The organism is Mangrovibacter sp. MFB070 (genome assembly GCF_000705335.1).
Taxonomy (GTDB): domain Bacteria; phylum Pseudomonadota; class Gammaproteobacteria; order Enterobacterales; family Enterobacteriaceae; genus Mangrovibacter; species Mangrovibacter plantisponsor.
On sequence record NZ_JJMI01000050.1, the window covers coordinates 77,704 to 94,544 of the forward strand.

The 16,841-nt window shown below is 47.2% G+C and carries 8 protein-coding genes; all 8 read right to left on the reverse strand.

Annotated features, from left to right (window positions below):
- Window positions 1-207: 207 nt before the first annotated feature.
- The 8 genes from DT73_RS21395 to vgrG are packed head-to-tail and all read right to left on the reverse strand — an operon-like array spanning window position 208 to window position 16,835.
- Entirely contained in the window at window positions 208-2,910 is a 2,703-nt protein-coding gene (locus DT73_RS21395; RefSeq protein WP_051691508.1) for a hypothetical protein, read from the reverse strand.
- Window positions 2,911-2,921: 11 nt separating this feature from the next.
- Window positions 2,922-7,067: a contractile injection system tape measure protein gene (locus tag DT73_RS21400; protein ID WP_036114902.1), complete on the reverse strand. Its 4,146-nt coding sequence runs from the start codon at window positions 7,065-7,067 to the stop codon at window positions 2,922-2,924.
- Window positions 7,064-9,442: a hypothetical protein gene (locus tag DT73_RS21405; protein ID WP_036114904.1), complete on the reverse strand. Its 2,379-nt coding sequence runs from the start codon at window positions 9,440-9,442 to the stop codon at window positions 7,064-7,066. The genes DT73_RS21400 and DT73_RS21405 overlap by 4 nt, the downstream gene beginning before the upstream one ends.
- 8 nt (window positions 9,443-9,450) lie before the next feature.
- Window positions 9,451-10,281 carry a hypothetical protein gene (locus DT73_RS21410; RefSeq protein WP_036114906.1) on the reverse strand — a complete coding sequence of 277 codons (831 nt, stop codon included), beginning with the start codon at window positions 10,279-10,281 and terminating at the stop codon, window positions 9,451-9,453.
- Entirely contained in the window at window positions 10,281-14,246 is a 3,966-nt protein-coding gene (locus tag DT73_RS21415) for a hypothetical protein (RefSeq protein WP_036114911.1), read from the reverse strand. The genes DT73_RS21410 and DT73_RS21415 overlap by 1 nt, the downstream gene beginning before the upstream one ends.
- The gene (locus DT73_RS21420) at window positions 14,246-14,695 is read right to left on the reverse strand and encodes a GPW/gp25 family protein (RefSeq protein WP_036114914.1); all 450 of its coding nucleotides are present in this window, start codon (window positions 14,693-14,695) and stop codon (window positions 14,246-14,248) included. The genes DT73_RS21415 and DT73_RS21420 overlap by 1 nt, the downstream gene beginning before the upstream one ends.
- Window positions 14,696-14,721: 26 nt before the next feature.
- Complete coding sequence (locus DT73_RS21425) at window positions 14,722-15,021, reverse strand: PAAR domain-containing protein (RefSeq protein WP_036114916.1); 300 nt, start codon at window positions 15,019-15,021, stop codon at window positions 14,722-14,724.
- Between the two features lie 23 nt (window positions 15,022-15,044).
- Window positions 15,045-16,835: a type VI secretion system tip protein VgrG gene (vgrG, locus tag DT73_RS21430; RefSeq protein WP_036114919.1), complete on the reverse strand. Its 1,791-nt coding sequence runs from the start codon at window positions 16,833-16,835 to the stop codon at window positions 15,045-15,047.
- Window positions 16,836-16,841 lie beyond the last annotated feature (6 nt).

The following is a 16,841-nucleotide window of genomic DNA, read 5'->3' on the forward strand; positions in this document are numbered from 1 at the left end:
AACATGACATGAAAACTCAATTGAAATGTAGATTTGGTTAAAAATACAACAAGAAAAGTACCAAAAATACCCCTTGCAGGCAGCTGTAAACACAGATTTCAATAATACAGAAATAACATATAAAAGATATCCTTAACCAGGAAAAATATCAGGTGCTGTTCAGTACTATGATACTGAACAGCACTTAATATCGCATGGCTAAAGCTACTAAGGCTTATCCCCTTCCTTCCTTACCATCCGCACCGCGAATAATATCCAGCCAATCACCACGATAGAGACTAACATAATCGGTCCCTGGTAATTTTGGAATGCCGGGTCGGCCACGAATACCAGCATTAACCCACTGATAGATATTGATGTCAGAGCAACAAATGGCACGCGGCTCAGGTGTTTTCTCAGTGGGAAACACCAAATACAGGCAACCAGGAAACCCAGAATAAACATAAATGACACAAATAAACCGGCCCTCAGCTCCAGGCGATAAATACAAAACCAGTTTAACAGGCTGTTAATGCCATTGAGCAGTTGGTTAATGGGTTTCGGGTATTGTTTGGCCGCCGGGAAGAAGGTTTTTTCAATCAGTTTCTCATTGGTTTCGCTTAATGGCAGTGGCCAGTAAGCTGCGCCCAGGAAGCTCCAGCTTGAAAGATTAACCAGCTGAGTCAGCTCTGGTGTTTGGTTGCGGTTATCTTCAGTTATCAACATCGGAACCAGCCGTTTATAAACCTGCTGCACTTCTGACTGGTTTTTCTGGTCACTCAACCAGCGCTGCAGTTCCTTGATTTGCTTTATCCCATTGTAAGCGTCGTCACTGGTTACCGGTGAACCCGGCCGGGCAATCAGGAGATTGGTCAGTTGTGATAAGGTATCGATGTTTTGAAAGCTGTAAAAACCATTATTTGATGCCACCATATCACTAATGGGAACAACAATATTTAAATAATATTCATCGCTGCTTTGGGCGGGGCCATCTAAGTCACTGGCGACAGATTTAGGCTGGTAACTCTGGCGTAATGCAATCTTAAGCTTATTCAGGAACGAAAAGAAGGCCTGCTGGCTTTCCGGAGTGTTTAACACAGAAAGGTCGATATCCAAAGTTATACCATCTGCCATAGCAGGAACAGATTCGGCGCCAAAACTTATCCAGGGTTGTACATTATTAATTAAATATTTATCCATTGGGGTGGTGACGGATTCGACCAGGCGTTTCACCATGTCATCCGTGAACAGCCCGGTCAGTTGTTTAGTGGACAGGTTCCGTGGCGTGGTCACCACCAGGTCGAGTTTAGTGCGATAGCGGTGGGACGTCTGAATAAATTGACTAAACCTCGGGTCGGCTAACCAGTTTTGTGGCAAAACTAACGTGTTGCCATTCAATTCAGGTTTCATCACTGCACCAATATAACCAATGCGGTCTAACCGGCTGAAATCAAGGGTTTGCCCTTTACCTAAATGTTGCCAGTACGGGTAAAAACCGTAAAAGGTACCCACGTTAAATACCGACCGGACACTGTCCTGGCAATCGCAGTCCGGGGGAGCCACCCACTGCACGGGAACTGCATGGACAGGGCTAAGGCCGGTTTTCCTTGCCAGAGTAAAGACGCCTTTATCCTGCAAGATAGCAGGTGAGATACCAGATTCTTTTACTGCCATTTGCATTAAGTAAAGGCTGGGGAAGACTTCATCCTGCAGTGGTGCCAGTGCTTTTAATTCATCTTTAGATAATGTGGTAATACCTGCCTGTTTAATGGTTTTACTGAGCTCATCCGCATTGACCTGCCACACTAACTGTTGCGCTGTTGTTTCGGTATTACTTTGCGTGCTGGTTTCCACCACCTGATTTGATGTATTAGGTGTGGTGCTGTCCTGGTTATCTGGACTGGTCTGGCTGTTATCAGTATTTACACTGTCTGGATTACTGGCAGCGTTGTTTTCACTGGTGTTCTTATTATCTGTATTGGTACCCGTAGTCCCGGCGTTGGTGTCATTATTGCCGGTGCTGGCATCATTATTAACACTGTTCGTAATTTGGCTGGTGCTGGTACTGGTTGTTGCCGTGGTACTGGGTTGGTGGATCTCTATGGTGTAAGAATCAATTAAGTTATCGAGATTCAGTTGTGGGGTGATGGGAATATTCAGCTGAGTAAATAACCCGCTGAGTTGATTATAAAGCTGGCTGCGCTGGTCAAACTGTTGCTTTTCTAATTTTGCAAATTCTTCCAGCACGGTCTGGCGTAACGCCAGGCTGGCAAAATCATTTTCTGTCAGTTGATAATAATAGGCTTCGGTATCACTGTCTGGTCTGTCTGTGCCCGGCGTGGTTGCGGGGATGGATGTCCCGCTGCCGTTATCGGTATTTGATGTGCTCAGTGAGAGCCTTTTTACTATTTCGGCAGATGTTAAGTGGAGCAGTTCCGGCGGTTTTATTGCGGTGCGCCATGTTGGGAATAACGTATTTAGTTGGGCAGCACGGCTTAAGTCAATCAGCAATGATTCAATAAAATACTGGTGCTGGTTGGTAGATGAAGCAGGCGCGCTGAACGCAAATTCACCACAGAAATAATCCAGCCAGTAGCGGGTTGTTGGGCCAACAATGCCATCAGTGAGCGGCCTGCTGTTCTTTTTCAGTTGCGCCTGAAAGTCCTCATTATTTTGATAAAGCGACGCAAGCTGGGTTTGGATCACTCTTCCCAGGTAGCGGTCGTCACTCGGTGTTAACTGCTGGCTGCATGTTTTATATGCCTTTATCGGCTCGAGCAGGTTGCTTTGGGCGGAGTAACCGGGCATGGGGAGGCCACCGGGCAGCCCGACATACAACCCGAAGCACAATAACCAGAAAGGAACACGCCTGGAGAACTGTTGTACCGGTTTACGAATAAGTGATAACAGACTGAATTCAGGGTTTATCATTGTTTTCGTCCTTAACGCCATGAAACAAACACAGGTTTGTTCATCCAGGGGTATTTAATGGTCTGAAAACGCCAGGGCAGGTGGTCGAGCAGCATGTCGAACGTGCCTGGGATGATATTCAGTTGCCAGTGTTTGGGGGTGAAAGTGAGCAGGCCTTCACGTTGAATAAAGGTGGATTGCAACCCACTTATCGAGGTGTTTCCTAAAGCTTTCCAGTGGGCAATGATGGCGGTGAGCAAGCCGTCGATAACGGTTTCAGCCCCATCCGGTAAAGGGACTTGTTGCGGTACAGGCCAGGAAGGCGCAATACCACACAAAACTTTATTCAGCAGTAACTGGTATTCAGGCGCGCTGTTGGTATGGTTTGCCATCCATTGCAGGCAGAACAGCCCCTGATATTGGGCCTGAATATCAACAAATTTATTCCCGTCAGTAAGCGCTAAGCGCTGAAATAAAATCGGGATCCAGGTCGATGCAATCACTAACCCCGCATTGTGTATGGTAACCGGCTCCTGGCTCGCCTGAGCGTCTTCCTGCGGTTTTTTCCAGGGAAGGCCCGGGCTTACTTCCTTCACCTCGTTGCCGGGTATTTCCAGAGAATCAACCAGCTGTTTTATCTCAGGTTGCTGGTGATTTAATTGTGCCAGAAAAGGGCGTGTTTCTGGTTGGCGCGGCTCACTCTGGTGTGCAATTTTCGTTAATGCCTTTTGTAAAGATGCAGACGATACCAACGGCAATAAACGCTCAACCAGAACAGCAACTTTGGGGCCCGGTGATGCTTTCCCCAGTGCGGTATGAGCGAGCCATAATTGGTTTAACTCGCTGAGTAAGTGGTTCATTAATGCGCTGCCGGACAGTGCAACACCTTTAAACCACAACTGGCGATAAAGCGTTTGCCAGAACAGCCGTTCTCCCTGTTTTGGGGATTCAAAAAGTTGGCCAAATGCATGGCGTAGCGCCAGTAATGAGAGCGTGGTACTGGTTACCGTGGGTAACAACAGCGCCTGGTGTGTTTCAGGTGCCAACGCATCAAGCCAGCGTTGAAGCGCACGCGGGTTGGTAAGCATGCGCTGTAACCAGGGTATTAAAGGCTGCTGCCGTGCAGCAGAAGACGCCAGGCAGGCCAGCAAAGCCTGTTCAGGAACTGCCGCTTTACCATCCAGCCACTGTTGTAGCTTATCCAGAATGTCTTCTTCGGGAGCAATGCTGTATAACCAGCGCCGGCGTTCAACCAGGCCATGATGAATGTCATTGCTGCTGAGCACGCACTGTACCAGGTGGTGATAATGCGCCAGGTCTTGTGATGTCTTGTATTTGTTTATCTGGTGCCATAACCGTTGCAACCATTGCTCTGGTGTTGTGGGGCAGTCGGTACTCAACAGCAGTTGATAAAACCACTGGGGGGCCAGTTTAAATTCATGAACGATGGACAGCAGCAAAGGCAGCAGAACAATGACACGCTCACTTAACTGGGGTTGCATGAGGCTTACCATGCGCGCCAGCTGTGCTGTATTCCAGGTTTGCAATTGTGTTGCCAGCCCAGTGGCGTTAATGGCGGCATAGTGTTGTAACAGGGTTTTTTGTTGCTCACTTAATACCGTTTGAGTGGCAGCCTGAATCTCACCAAGCAACTGGGGAGCAGTTGCAGAAGGGGGATTGTGATGAGTGGTAAGCGCAATCAACTGTTGGCGCCACAAGAAACCACTACCACTCAGGTGCAGCCATTGTTGAATTAATACCTCAGCATTAATTTGGTAACGGGTTGCAAGCTGCTCAGTGATGCTGAGTAAAAATTGGTACTGATTAAACTCACTGCCGCGGCGGCTAATTAAATAATGTAGCGTTAACTCCCATAGTGCGTTGCGGGCATTGGTTGAGCCAGCCTGGCCTGACGCCAGATGAATGGCAGTGCCTATTGTTTGGCTCTCATCAATAAGCCTGCGCACTGCCCCGGAGGCACGAGGGTTGAGGAGGGCGGTAATGGTGAATAAGGCTGAATCAGCAAAATGAGTGACCCAGTGTTTCAACAATGGCAGGGAGCGCCCTTGCTGGCGAATAATCTGCGGCAGGTGCTGGCCATAATCATGCCGCCACTGGTCAATATGGCTACCCGACAAGGGTTGCCCGCTTTGTTGCAGCGTAGCGATGATGTCTTCAATTTCAGCCAGCTGTGTAACAGAGAGTGCACCTGGCCACACTGATGCGTACGGCTGAGAAAGCAGGGGAAGGGAATACTCGCCACTGTTATCTGTTGTTTGCGGGTGCGCTGCCACAGCAAGCTCTTCCAGGGCGCTGCGCATTGTGGTACCCGGCAGAAAGAAATCACCGGCAGTGGCTGTGTTTGCCAGCATTGCATCTAACAGGCTGGTATAAGAAACATTCAGCCGGGCTGCCATCCGCTGTATTACGTACTGGAGATAACTCTTGTGGTTAAACGCACCACCTTTTTCCACAATAAGAAACGCGAAGGTATAGCGCCATAAACGAACAGCTGCAGCACGCTCTGGTGCGGCGGTTGGTTTACTTACCGCCAACAGGCGTTTTTCCACGACCAGAATGCGTATCGCCAGAGTGGCAAGGGGATCCAGCACGTCCACTAACGCCAGTAAGGTTTTATCCGTGTACGTTTCAGACCAGTGGCGGCGTACATTATCAAGTTGGCCGCACCAGCGTAGTAAGGCCGCAAATGCCTGCGAATTGCCTGGCCAAAATTGCATAAGTTGGTTTTCAGTACCTGAACAAAGAGCAACCACCAGTTCGTTTATATGGCGCAACTGGTCAGCGGGTATTGGCGGGTTTGCGTGCTCAGTGGCGGTCTCATTAATCCCGGCAATGGGCAAAACCGCTTCGGCGGGTTCCGGCGTTTTTAACATGCTTTGGGAAGTAATCGTCGGCTGAATGGTCAGGAGTAAATCCAGTAGTTGCCCTTGCAGTGTGCTGCCTGTGGTGGTGTTGTTTATTGCAGCAATCAACGACGCCAGCAGGGTGTCTGCAGTTTGATTTTGTCTGTTTGCCATATGAATAATCAGCCCGGACATATAGCTTTGGCGATTGAATGCACTGCCACGGTCAACCAGCAGGTAGTGCAGCGTAAAAAGCCACACCTGCTGGTGAATTTGTGATGGGGGTAATGTGGCAATGGGCTCATCTGAGTCTGTTGCCTGCGTTACCGTGGGCAGTGCCTGCCTGCCTGCGGGCTGGTTTGTTTGCTTCCACAAATCAGGCGTTCGCAATATTGCGGCCAGAAATGGGTATTCTTGCGGTGTCAGCACACTAAGCAGCAGCAGGCGCTCGGTTTCATTCATATCGCGCACCAGGTTGCCGGGCAGTTGGCTGTCTGTGTGGCGTTGCCAGAGGGCGTTAATCAGTTGTGGGGCAAACTGGCGAATAATGTTTGCCCAGTGGGGGCGAAGAGGCGCTAAATTGTGCTGCGCTAATAACCGGATAAATTGAGCGTACCAGGCCTGCGCCAGGCGAGTGTGTAATTCACCTGACTGGCTTTTGGGGTGTGTTAATAAAAGCGTCATTACTTCCCACTGATACGCAGTGGTTAACGACGCAAATAAGGCTGCAATGCAGGCGTCGGAAAATTGCAGTACCACCCGGCGTAATATCTGTTCAGGCTGGGGCGTATTATTGAGTGCATGAATTAATTGTGCGATATGGCCCGTCAATTCATTAGCTAAACCAGGATACTCCTGCGGCTGTTCACCCTGAGCTGTCCACGGCAGAATGCCTGTGGTGAGAAACTGCCAGAGTACACTCCAGCGCTGTTGCTGCTGGCTTAACACCACCATCTTATTGGGCTCACGGTGAGCCTGTTCATTTACGGCGTTGGCACCAGTGACCCATGGCCCGGAGTGAAGCTGTGTGGCTGTTTGCAACAGATCACGCAGCTTTTCTTGCAGCACATATTTGAGTTTTTCTGGCGCCTGTGTGTAAAACGTTGTTGAGTTAAATTCACCGAGGTCGAGCGTTAATGTGTCGATAACCAGGGTTTGGTGCTCAGGGCACATATCGTCGAAGGTAGTTTCCATTACTGGAAGTAATTGTTGAGTGACCCACTGAGCGGCGCGCAACTCAAAAGTCTCCGCATCAGAAAATTCAGTGAAGTCGAATTCGATACTGGCCTGGTTAATCTTGTGTAATTGGTTCATGTTTTCAACGCCTCATTTGTTGCAGCTTGAGGGGGTTGAATCAGCGGGTATAACTGTGTAGCAATGGCATCACATTCTGGCTGGTTGTCCCGGCGTTGCAATGCATTGGATTTAGCTTGCCGCCATTTGGTATACAGGGTTTCAAATTGGCTAAAAGCAGAGAAATCAAGCCACTGGCATTGAACCAGCAGGTGTGCCGGGGTATTTTCAATAACTAATTGCCCAACCTGTTCCCGAAACTTCGGGTTAGTAAAGCGAGCGGTGTAACCGGGAAATACAATTGTTATCCGGTTGGCATAATCGCTCCATGACGCGTTATTTTCCTGTGTACGCAGCAAAATAGGTTCGACAACATACAGCCCTTCACTGTTTTGGTTTAACTGAATCAGCCAGCGTTGTAGTTGGTGGCAAAACTGAGTGAGCTGTTGTTTGTTATTATGGCTGGCAATATATAACCACTGGCGCGGTTCTTCACTGTTGGCATTAAAAAACAGTTGGTAATCGTCGTGCTCTTCGCGGTGAAGCAGGCGGTACCTGCGGTTATCAATACCCAATTGCAGCAATACTTCGGGCAGTGTCTGCGCACTGAACAGGGTCATGGCTAACTTAATTTTCCGGGCCTGCTCCTCATCCACACCTTCTTCTGTGTGGTTATCCGCTACAGGTTGCAGGTTTGCCAGTATTTCGGGGGTGAGCAATGGCATGACTTTTTTGCCAATATCGCTCTGGATCCAGGGTTCATTGGGTACCAGATTCAGTGCATGCTGAGTAATGGCATGGGTGTAACCCAGGGGTGAAAGCGTGTGGGGAAACAGCCCAAGGAGTAATGAAAGGCGTTGGCTGTAACCCCCCTGGTGTTCAGGCTGGAGCAAATTATCACCAAGGCCCCGGCCATTAGTCATCGTGGTTATATTCCGGATAAAAGCTTGTTTATATTTCAGCAGCTGTTTTTCCACCGCTTCGGCAGAAAAATAAGGGTTAAACTGGCGGTGTAAAAAATCCGGAAAACGCTCACTATAAAGAGCAAGAAAATAATTAAAAATGCGGTTTTTTCTTTCCGGGTAATCATCAAATTTTGCGCGCAGGCGTTCAAGCCTGGCACTGGCATTTGGCGGATAATGCTGGTCAATATTATGAAATTCATCATCTTGTAACAGATGCGTGTGGTAGGTTGCTTCTGAGTCTAATGACAAAGAAAACAGTGTGTTTAATCCCGCTATGTCGTCACAAAAATTGGCCATGAGTTGGTCAAACAGCAGTAAAAAACTGCGTAACTGATGGCGTTGAGCTTGTTGTTGCGCGTTGTAATGATTCGGTATCCCCGGTGCCAGGTGGTAGTTTCTGGGGAAGAGGGTTTGGACTGATTCATAACGGCTGAAATCAAAATAGCGGCCCTCCGGCAAAGTGGGCGCGTTGGTGGTGTTGAGCCGTTCTGCTCGCCGCAGGTATTGGATCTGCTCGATTTGAATAGCCAGATCAGCGTAATCGATGTCAACCGGGTGCTGAAACTGGATTATTTCAATGCCAGAATCGGCCGAAGATTCCGGCAGTTTCAAATAAGAAAAGGGTGCAATATTATCAACAGGAACAGGCGCACCCCGGCCCGTATTATCATTGTATTGGGTAAATTGCAGTTGCCCGATTTGTTGAATACCATCTTCAGCGAGAAGCGCTTCTTTAATTACATATACGGGTGTGTTCTGGGCAGTCGATTCCAGCCACAGGCTGATGCGGTGGTAGAGGTTGGCAGTAAGCCAGGTGACATCGGTAACATCGTCACTAATATGAATGGTCGCAGTGAGTGCCAGGGGGCGCTGCCCGGTTAACTCAATATCGGCAAGGTCTTCACCCGGCGCGCGAACACGGTAGAACTCCCGGCGAATATGGCTGATGGCGGCATGCTGCTGGGTGTAAACCGAATGGCTGCCGGAATCTGAACGGAACTGACTTAACGCGTAAAAGTGGTTAAGTTGGGCGTTAATCGTGTAAATACCCAGCCCCGGGGCGTTTTCACACCAGCGAAACCACACTTTGTCGAGTTCGGGAAGCCGGGTTAATAACCATGCTTCATACTCATCAGGCTGCTGCGGGCAGGCCGGAATGATGTCTTGCGCTAACGCTAACCCATGCGTCGGGTAATCAATATTTCCGGATGTGTCGCTCAGGTAGTCCGCGACATCAAATTCGCATCGGTAAATCAGGTCCGTCAGGGTATAGCAGACCTGCTCCAGGATAGTCATACCTGGATCATGCGTATTGTAGTCAGTCCAAATATGACCACTCAGCTGCTGAATATACGTTAGGCCAAGTTGATACAGATGTTCAAAACTATTCGTGTTATCACCATGGCGTTTTTTCGAAATAGTCTTAGACATGCGTCAGATTATTCCTCCACAGCCGTTTGTTGGCAGTGCTGCATAAATGGGTCATTCCATAAGTGCGTAATGTGGTACTGGATAATTTGGTTCTCACCAAAAGAGGTATTGGTGCGGATTTGTAAAAAATAGGGGCGCACAGTGCCTTTATGGTTCTTTTGCCGCCAGCGCAGTTGAATCTTATCTGCAGAAGACTGAAAGTAAGCCTGAGTCATATGAATGGGGTTTTTATCCCGAAATTGCCACCAGTGCTTGTTAGGCGCACAGGTATTAATGGCGACAGCATGAGCCAGGGCATAACGCCCACTGTGGCGGATACCAATGCCCGCCACCACTTCTAACATATGGCACCCCTCCAGCTCAGGAGTAATATCGTGCCATTCGCCATCGGCAGGCACGGGGGTTTCAATAAACGTGGCGCCCATCCGGCCTTGAGAGGCCACTGTGCCATTGACATCGAGCGTTTGTTTCGGCGTGGCTGTATTGACTCCCACATTGCCTTTGGGTGTTAAAGCCAGGTTGATAGCCTGCACAGGCGCAGTATTGTCCGGGTTATCGTCCGTGATATCTGCCTGTGGGTTGGCGAAAATTTGCAGATTAATATCCTGAGGGGCAAACCCAACATGCCATAGCGGTGTGTCAGGGCTATTTTGCTGATAGAAGCTCAGCAGATGTTCCTGGTCTAATGCTCTGAGCTGAAGCCCCGTTTCAGGGGGCTTGATAAACCCTTCATCAATTTGGTTAACACAGGAATCAATCAGATCAGAAAAATGCTCCGCTGACGGCATTGTCCCATGACGAAAATAGTTCTTAAGCGTACTTCGATTACGTTTTGACATTATTTTTTCGTCCCTTTTTGATTCGCAGCCGTTGATGTACTGACAATAAACTGCTCGCCGATTACCAACTCCCCAATGCCAACGGCCACGGGGTCGTGAATAAGGTTATCGGGGGAAATTTGAATGAAGTGATGCTCCACGGGAATCAGTAAATACCAGGGATAAGCCGCGCTGATGGGGTGGCTATTTACCGCACTGTCCAGCAACGTATAGTCAGCGTCGTCATCCACACTGATCTTCAGCGCCGATAATGCGCTAACTTCAACAACATCTTCTTGCCTGCGAATAAAAGCACTCAGTTTTTCAAGCGATAAGCTGAATCCTAAACCAGTATTAAGCGTATTCGGTTCCCAGGGGCATAATTGCGTTTTTATGGCATATTCCAGTTGCCGCAATACGGGGCCATGATTCACACCGTCTTTTAAGGCGACTTTGCATCTAATCTGGATTTTTTCGTAACCAGGATTACGTACTTCTATTTGTACTTGCGGGCGCGAGATGGCGAGCAGGAAACGCCGGATATTGAGAAGGTAAGAAGAATCCAGCTGCTTTGGTATACAAGGCGAGTGGTCGCACGTGGTGTGTAAAGGGGTGACGATGACGAGTACGTGCCCGGGTACCGGGTCCTGGGAAGAAAAAGTCCGGGTGGGAAAACAGTGTACGGAACCTACTTCCGGGAAGTTTTCCAGAACCAGATGTTCGTAATCCCATGGCGTTAAGGCTTTCCCTTTGTGACGCAAACTTTCACTTACGCGTACCTGAAATGCGTAGTCACTTTCTGTTTCGGGAATTTTTGTCAGCGCATTCAATTGGGCAATGGTTGCCAAATTGGCCTTGCGTGGTGTGCTACGCCATGCAGAAAAAGGTAAGACAGTGGCACCGTCGGCAGACAGCGGCGCGCCTTTGCCTGTCACGGTCACCACATGCGTTGCAACATGCAGGCAGTCAGGGTAATGGTCAACCCCTTTATTAGTACTCACACGTAACCAAAACAGGCCCGATGGCATCACGGTGTGCTCGGTGTTAATTTCGCCCGGGATATCTAAGGTAACAATACCTGTAGTAAGAAAATTGAGAGTAGTATCGTGAATAATCTGGTTGGGGTTAAATGCATGCCATTCATTATCAACCAGGTAATACCAAATATAGGCAGTTGACGGAAAAGGCATCAGTAGTTTTGAGCTTCCGTCAAATACAAAGAACAGATTTAAATAACCAGACAGTTCTGTAGCGGTGATGCCAATAAAACAATGGCTGTCTTCCTGATAATTGGGAAAGAATCGTGGCCACATGAGCTGGCGAGTTTGTGCTCGTGGGTAAATGACCCTTTCGCCAAAAGGATGCAAGTGGACAACTTTACTTTGCATTGAGTTATCGTCGCTGGCACTGATTAAGTCAATTGTTGACTCTGCCGAATAGTCGACAGATATATGGGTGACTAATGGAGTGTAAGGTGGGTTGGGTATTAATTTTTTACGTTTCTTTGTGACATTGTAAGTCAGCGTGTCACTCAATAAAGGGGCATAATCTTTATGGCCAAATGCGGGTTCTGGGCCAGTCAGCCTTAATTTAAATAGCCCGTTACGTAAGCCAGACTGATTACTATAGGGTGTTTTTGGCCAGCTATGGGTAACGGGTGTGTAACAGTTATCCATGTTAGTAAACCGAAACACTCTGCCATGTTGAAGCACACCACTCACGGGGGTAAATAATGGCAGTTGAGTGGGGCCGAACTCAGTCCATTGCCCATTTTTGAGCACTTCCGGGGTTACCTGGAAACTTGCATTGGTGTAGTGGTAAGGGTACTGAGCATAGTACTGCTGAAAGCCATCTGAACCGCGCGGCAGGTCTCCCCAGTTAAGGTGCAAAGATAATTGGTTGACAGTTTTTCTGGCAATCTCCTCATTAGCAATGACCGCATAAGCATCAATATACGGGAGTGACCCAAACAAGAAAAAGGGCTGAGCGGAGTCCACTTGCCCCTCTGGGTTAAACAGTTGCATCTGCGTGACGCCTTTCACTTGAGTTGTCATCGCGAGTTTTGATAACTCAAAATCACGGAATATCGCGTAGGGGAAACAATTACTTTGCCGTTTTAGTGTTATTTTGAGCGATGCACTGTGTGGCAGGTGGGCATCCACAGGAATGATGGGCGTGAAGCCAGTATCAATATTGCATTTTATCTTTAGCCCGATTTTGCATTCATGTGATTCACAAGGGTGAATCTCAACGTCAGTGAGCATTTTCCAACCATTTTCGGTGGTAACTTCAATCTGAAAAACACCCTGAAAGAGTTGATAAAAAGCGGCAATGGTGGAGTAACTGAGCAGCTCTTTTATCGTAGTATAAGCAGTGGGATCTTCGGTAAACTGCGGCTCTATAGCAGTGAGGATCCCGTTGATATCAGCTTCAGTTAACCAGCGAACATTGTAAAGGCAGCGCCGGCTGGTTATCTGACCAATAACACGAAACAGGAAATCAATTTTAGCTAAGCCATATTGCTCGCCTTTATCAGGAGTTGAGCAAATAAATTGCACTAATTGTAAGTAAAATAATTTATACGCCAGCCAAATTCGTTGCGGTGGTTTTAATTTTTGCAATTCATTGAGTTGTTCTGCTGAAACCTGTTTTGCCAGGTCACTGGCGTTTACCCGGGTTGCCCAGTCTTCGAATAAATGGGCATGTACGGTGAGTAACAGACTAAATGCTCTCGTTAATGCTCCAGTAACGTTATCACTAACTGCCAGTAATTCTTGAGCAACAATGTTTGAACGCACCTCTTTGAGATGAACTACGATATTAATAGTTCGGTTCCCTTGTTGCATTGATAATATTGGGTCAGTGATAATAAGCCCCATCAGCTGGGTACTGTTCTCTTGTTTGTGTTTATTGTTAAAAATATTAAAAAGTTGCTCTCCAGGGAAGTTTTCACCTGTTGCATTAGCCGTTATCTGCAGCTTTTGCCCACTGACTCCGCATACTAAACCAGTTTCTTTCTCTGGCGAAACCAGTGGGTCACGCTGTAATGTGAGGTTGAAAATATGCGATACTTCTGCATTGGTAATCTCAATTGGGTAGCTACTGCGATAAATGATTGGGCTAAAGTCCGGTGCATCACCAGGGCTGAATTCGGCACCGCGATCAAACTTAATCGTATTTTTAGTTTGGTTGTTTAATGACAGCTTTAGATATATGGAGTTATCTTCTGCAGGTTTTTTTTCTTGTTGCAGAACACGTTGGTAATAGAACTGAAGATGCCTTTCAGTAAAAGTATTGAGTTTTTGCTGAGCCAGTTTAAATAGTTTCAGGAAAGAAAAGTAGAGTGCCTGTTGTGGGTCATTCTCTTGATGCATTAATGCGGTTTGTAATACCTTCTGGCTGTGCTTTTTTATTTGTTTAATGACATAGACTATTTTTGCAAAACAATGCCGCATGTGGTCAATAAAACTATCGTGTTGTAATGCGCGCGATGCGGTGGCTAACTTTTGTTGGTCAAGCTTCCATAGCTCATCGAGCTCCTGCACATTGTGCCTGAATTGCTCTGGCAACCGGCTAATCATCAGGCTGAGTGGCAATGAAAGGTGATATTGATATTCATGCAGTAAATAGTACCTGAACTGGTAAGCTGTCTCTGGGGTTGAAGGCAGGTGCTGATACCATGCCTGTAGCCGTTTTAGCAGGAGAAACAAAAATTCAGCGGTAACGACTTCACTCTGGCCCATAGCTTCTTTAAACTGCGCCTGAATCTGCCGGGTACTGCTGGTTGATATCGCTGCACACACTACAATTTCATTTTTTTGAAATAAGCTTCCCCAGTCACCCTCAATCTGGTCCTGCAAGTTCCGAAAGGGTAACTGCTGAGCAAATTGTTGCGCCCAGGAAATTAACTGTTCAAAACTGAGCTCGTGTGGTTTAACGATAGATGAATTAATCGCATCATCCAGCCGTTGCTGTCGGGATGTCATTATGCTTTATCCCATTCATCAGGTAGCGGCAGTAATTGAGATGATATCAACGTGCCTTCGTTTAAATAGAATGGATAAACCATGTTGCTGCGCGTATTGGTGGTGATAACACTGAAATCTATTTGAATGAGTAATTTTCCCGAAATCTGTTCTGGTAAAATATAGATGTCTTCTACATTGATACGTGATTCGAAAAATAAAATTGCCAGACGAATTTCAGACTCCATCTGGGTCAGGACCGTCTGCGTGAGCTCTTCAAATACAAACTGGTTAATTCGGCAGCCAAAATCGGGCACCATCGGCCGCTCTCCGGGAGTTGTGGAGAGTAAAATTGTTAAGCTCTGTTCAATATCCTCAATATCAGAGCTCATGACCACGTCATGATTCGGGCCATCGAATCTGGGTGGAAATGCCCAGCCAGTCCCTAAAAACGCATTGTCGTTTGCCATAAATTACATGCATCCTTTTGGAGGGATTAACCGCCAATAATGACAGTGGGGCACCCTAACGTGATGGTTCCCCCATGGTCTGTTGTGTCTCCCATGCGTGCAGCAGGTTTACCGCCAATCATTACGGTGGCTGAACCTTTAATAATGGTAGATGGTGGCCCCACGCAGGTGCAGTTATCACCCAGCACTGCCGCCGGAAGGTTGGCAATTAATACTGTTGGCACTCCGGGGCCAATAATGGGGCCTCCAACATGAGGCACTGGAGGAAGCCCGGGGGTTGCCATGGGGCAGATTTGTAAGTCGGTAATTCTCGCTGCAAAAGGCATAAGTGAACTCCGATAAGAGACAGTTAATTAATTTTAACCAGTGCACCTTTAATGGTTGTTATCCCCGAGCAGGACAGCTCAGCCGTTGCATTCCCTTTTAAAGTTAATCCGGTATTGGCCTGTGCTGAAACATTCAGGCCTGATATTTTTGCGTCGCCAGTGGCCTTGATAGTCGTGTCACTGGTGGATTCAATGCTGACAGAATTCTTGGCTGAAATAGTGATATCCTTACTACTGGTGATACTGATACCACCTTCACCTAAGCTTATCGAGTTACTGTTCTGGTCCGTAAGCGTGATTGACTTAGCTTTATCGCTTAATACGATGGAATTGCCATTTGGTGTTTGTAGCGTCATAACTATATTTTCATCATCAAATATAACTTTCAGCTTGCTTTTGGTTACGATGCTCTTGATATAGTTTTCAGCTGTAAGCTCCTCGGGCATCTTATTTTTACTACTGTATAGCGAGCCAATAATAATCGGGTTGCCCGGGTCCTGATTGATACAGCCAACAATAACCTCGTCGCCCACTTCAGGAATGAAAAAATTACCGAAGCCAGAAGAAGCATAGTAAGTGGCTAAGCGAGCCCAAATTAAATTAGCTTCACTATTTAATATGGGTATTTTTATTTGAATACGGTAATTTGAATCAGGGTCTTCATCTAATTTGGTTACCACCCCAATTTGCAGGCCATCAACCGGAGGTAAATACCCCGAGGCTGGAGGCGCACCAATATCACGGTGCTCTGCAGACCACATGGGTGACAACCCCAGTTCTGCCGTGGTAATCCACTGGCCCTTTTCAATATTGTGGTGAATGCCGCCAATATAATGTGCTCCATTATAACGTTCTCCAACCCCGGCAAGTTCGATTAAGCTGTCAATTTTGGCACTGGCGTTTCCCTGAAAAGTGACATTACCCCGTACTTTGCTCAGCATTGCTTTCACTTGCTGGCCCTTAGCCCAGTTCGCGAGCGAGTCTGAACTGATGGTTGATGCGGTTTGCAACGTATAATCGCTAATGCCCAATACGTTAGCTAAATCCTGGCTGGTAAAATTGCCCTGGCCTGCGATAGCCTGAACCGGCCCTTTGCCTGTAACCATATCTTGTTTGGTTGAATCCCATGCGGTTGCGGTAACGGAACTCAATTGGTTTCGTGCGTCTACTTTTGCCGAAAATGACATTAAATCAGTTCCATACGTGACCACGAGCGCAGCAGAACCACTTACCGAAGGTTTATCGACAGTAACTTTATTGGATTGGCTGGTGACAACAAAGCCGTTTGCCTCAGCGCGAGTGAGAATAAAATCCCAGTCAGTGCTGTTGAACTGAACCAGTTCAGCATGTGTATCTGTAATACTTCCCACAGAACTTGTCAGACCGGAGTAATTGGCAATCAGGCTGCTGATGATATTGCTGTCCGATTTAGCGAGAAAACATTGGCTATGTTTGGCAATCGTCATCGCAATGGCCTTGTCTTTACACACAATATTAAGGCATGTGCTGTTATCAGCGCCTATTTCGATGCCATGGCCGATAATAATCCCGTCGAAAATATTATTTTCAACAGAAGCGTATCCTGCTGAAATAGAAATTGTTGCGCCGGGTTTAAAGGTGTCTGCATCGCTAATTTCAAACTTCTGTGAAGCGATATCACCATCGCTAATAGTTATCTCGGCGGAGGCAATATGATTGATTTGGTAATGGATATGAATTGATATAATCCCGATGGAGCTGTCAATTGCATTACCATTAACCTTAATGGTATAGGTTGTTACGCCAGTACTATTGGATGAAGGAGACGTTGCCATAATAAG

Coding starts and splice junctions, on each gene's coding strand:
- DT73_RS21400 (WP_036114902.1), bottom strand. CDS start 7,067: ATGAACCAATTACACAAGATTAACCAGGCCAGTATCGAATTCGACTTC.
- DT73_RS21395 (WP_051691508.1), bottom strand. CDS start 2,910: ATGATAAACCCTGAATTCAGTCTGTTATCACTTATTCGTAAACCGGTA.
- DT73_RS21405 (WP_036114904.1), bottom strand. CDS start 9,442: ATGTCTAAGACTATTTCGAAAAAACGCCATGGTGATAACACGAATAGT.
- DT73_RS21425 (WP_036114916.1), bottom strand. CDS start 15,021: ATGCCTTTTGCAGCGAGAATTACCGACTTACAAATCTGCCCCATGGCA.
- DT73_RS21410 (WP_036114906.1), bottom strand. CDS start 10,281: ATGTCAAAACGTAATCGAAGTACGCTTAAGAACTATTTTCGTCATGGG.
- vgrG (WP_036114919.1), bottom strand. CDS start 16,835: ATGGCAACGTCTCCTTCATCCAATAGTACTGGCGTAACAACCTATACC.
- DT73_RS21420 (WP_036114914.1), bottom strand. CDS start 14,695: ATGGCAAACGACAATGCGTTTTTAGGGACTGGCTGGGCATTTCCACCC.
- DT73_RS21415 (WP_036114911.1), bottom strand. CDS start 14,246: ATGACATCCCGACAGCAACGGCTGGATGATGCGATTAATTCATCTATC.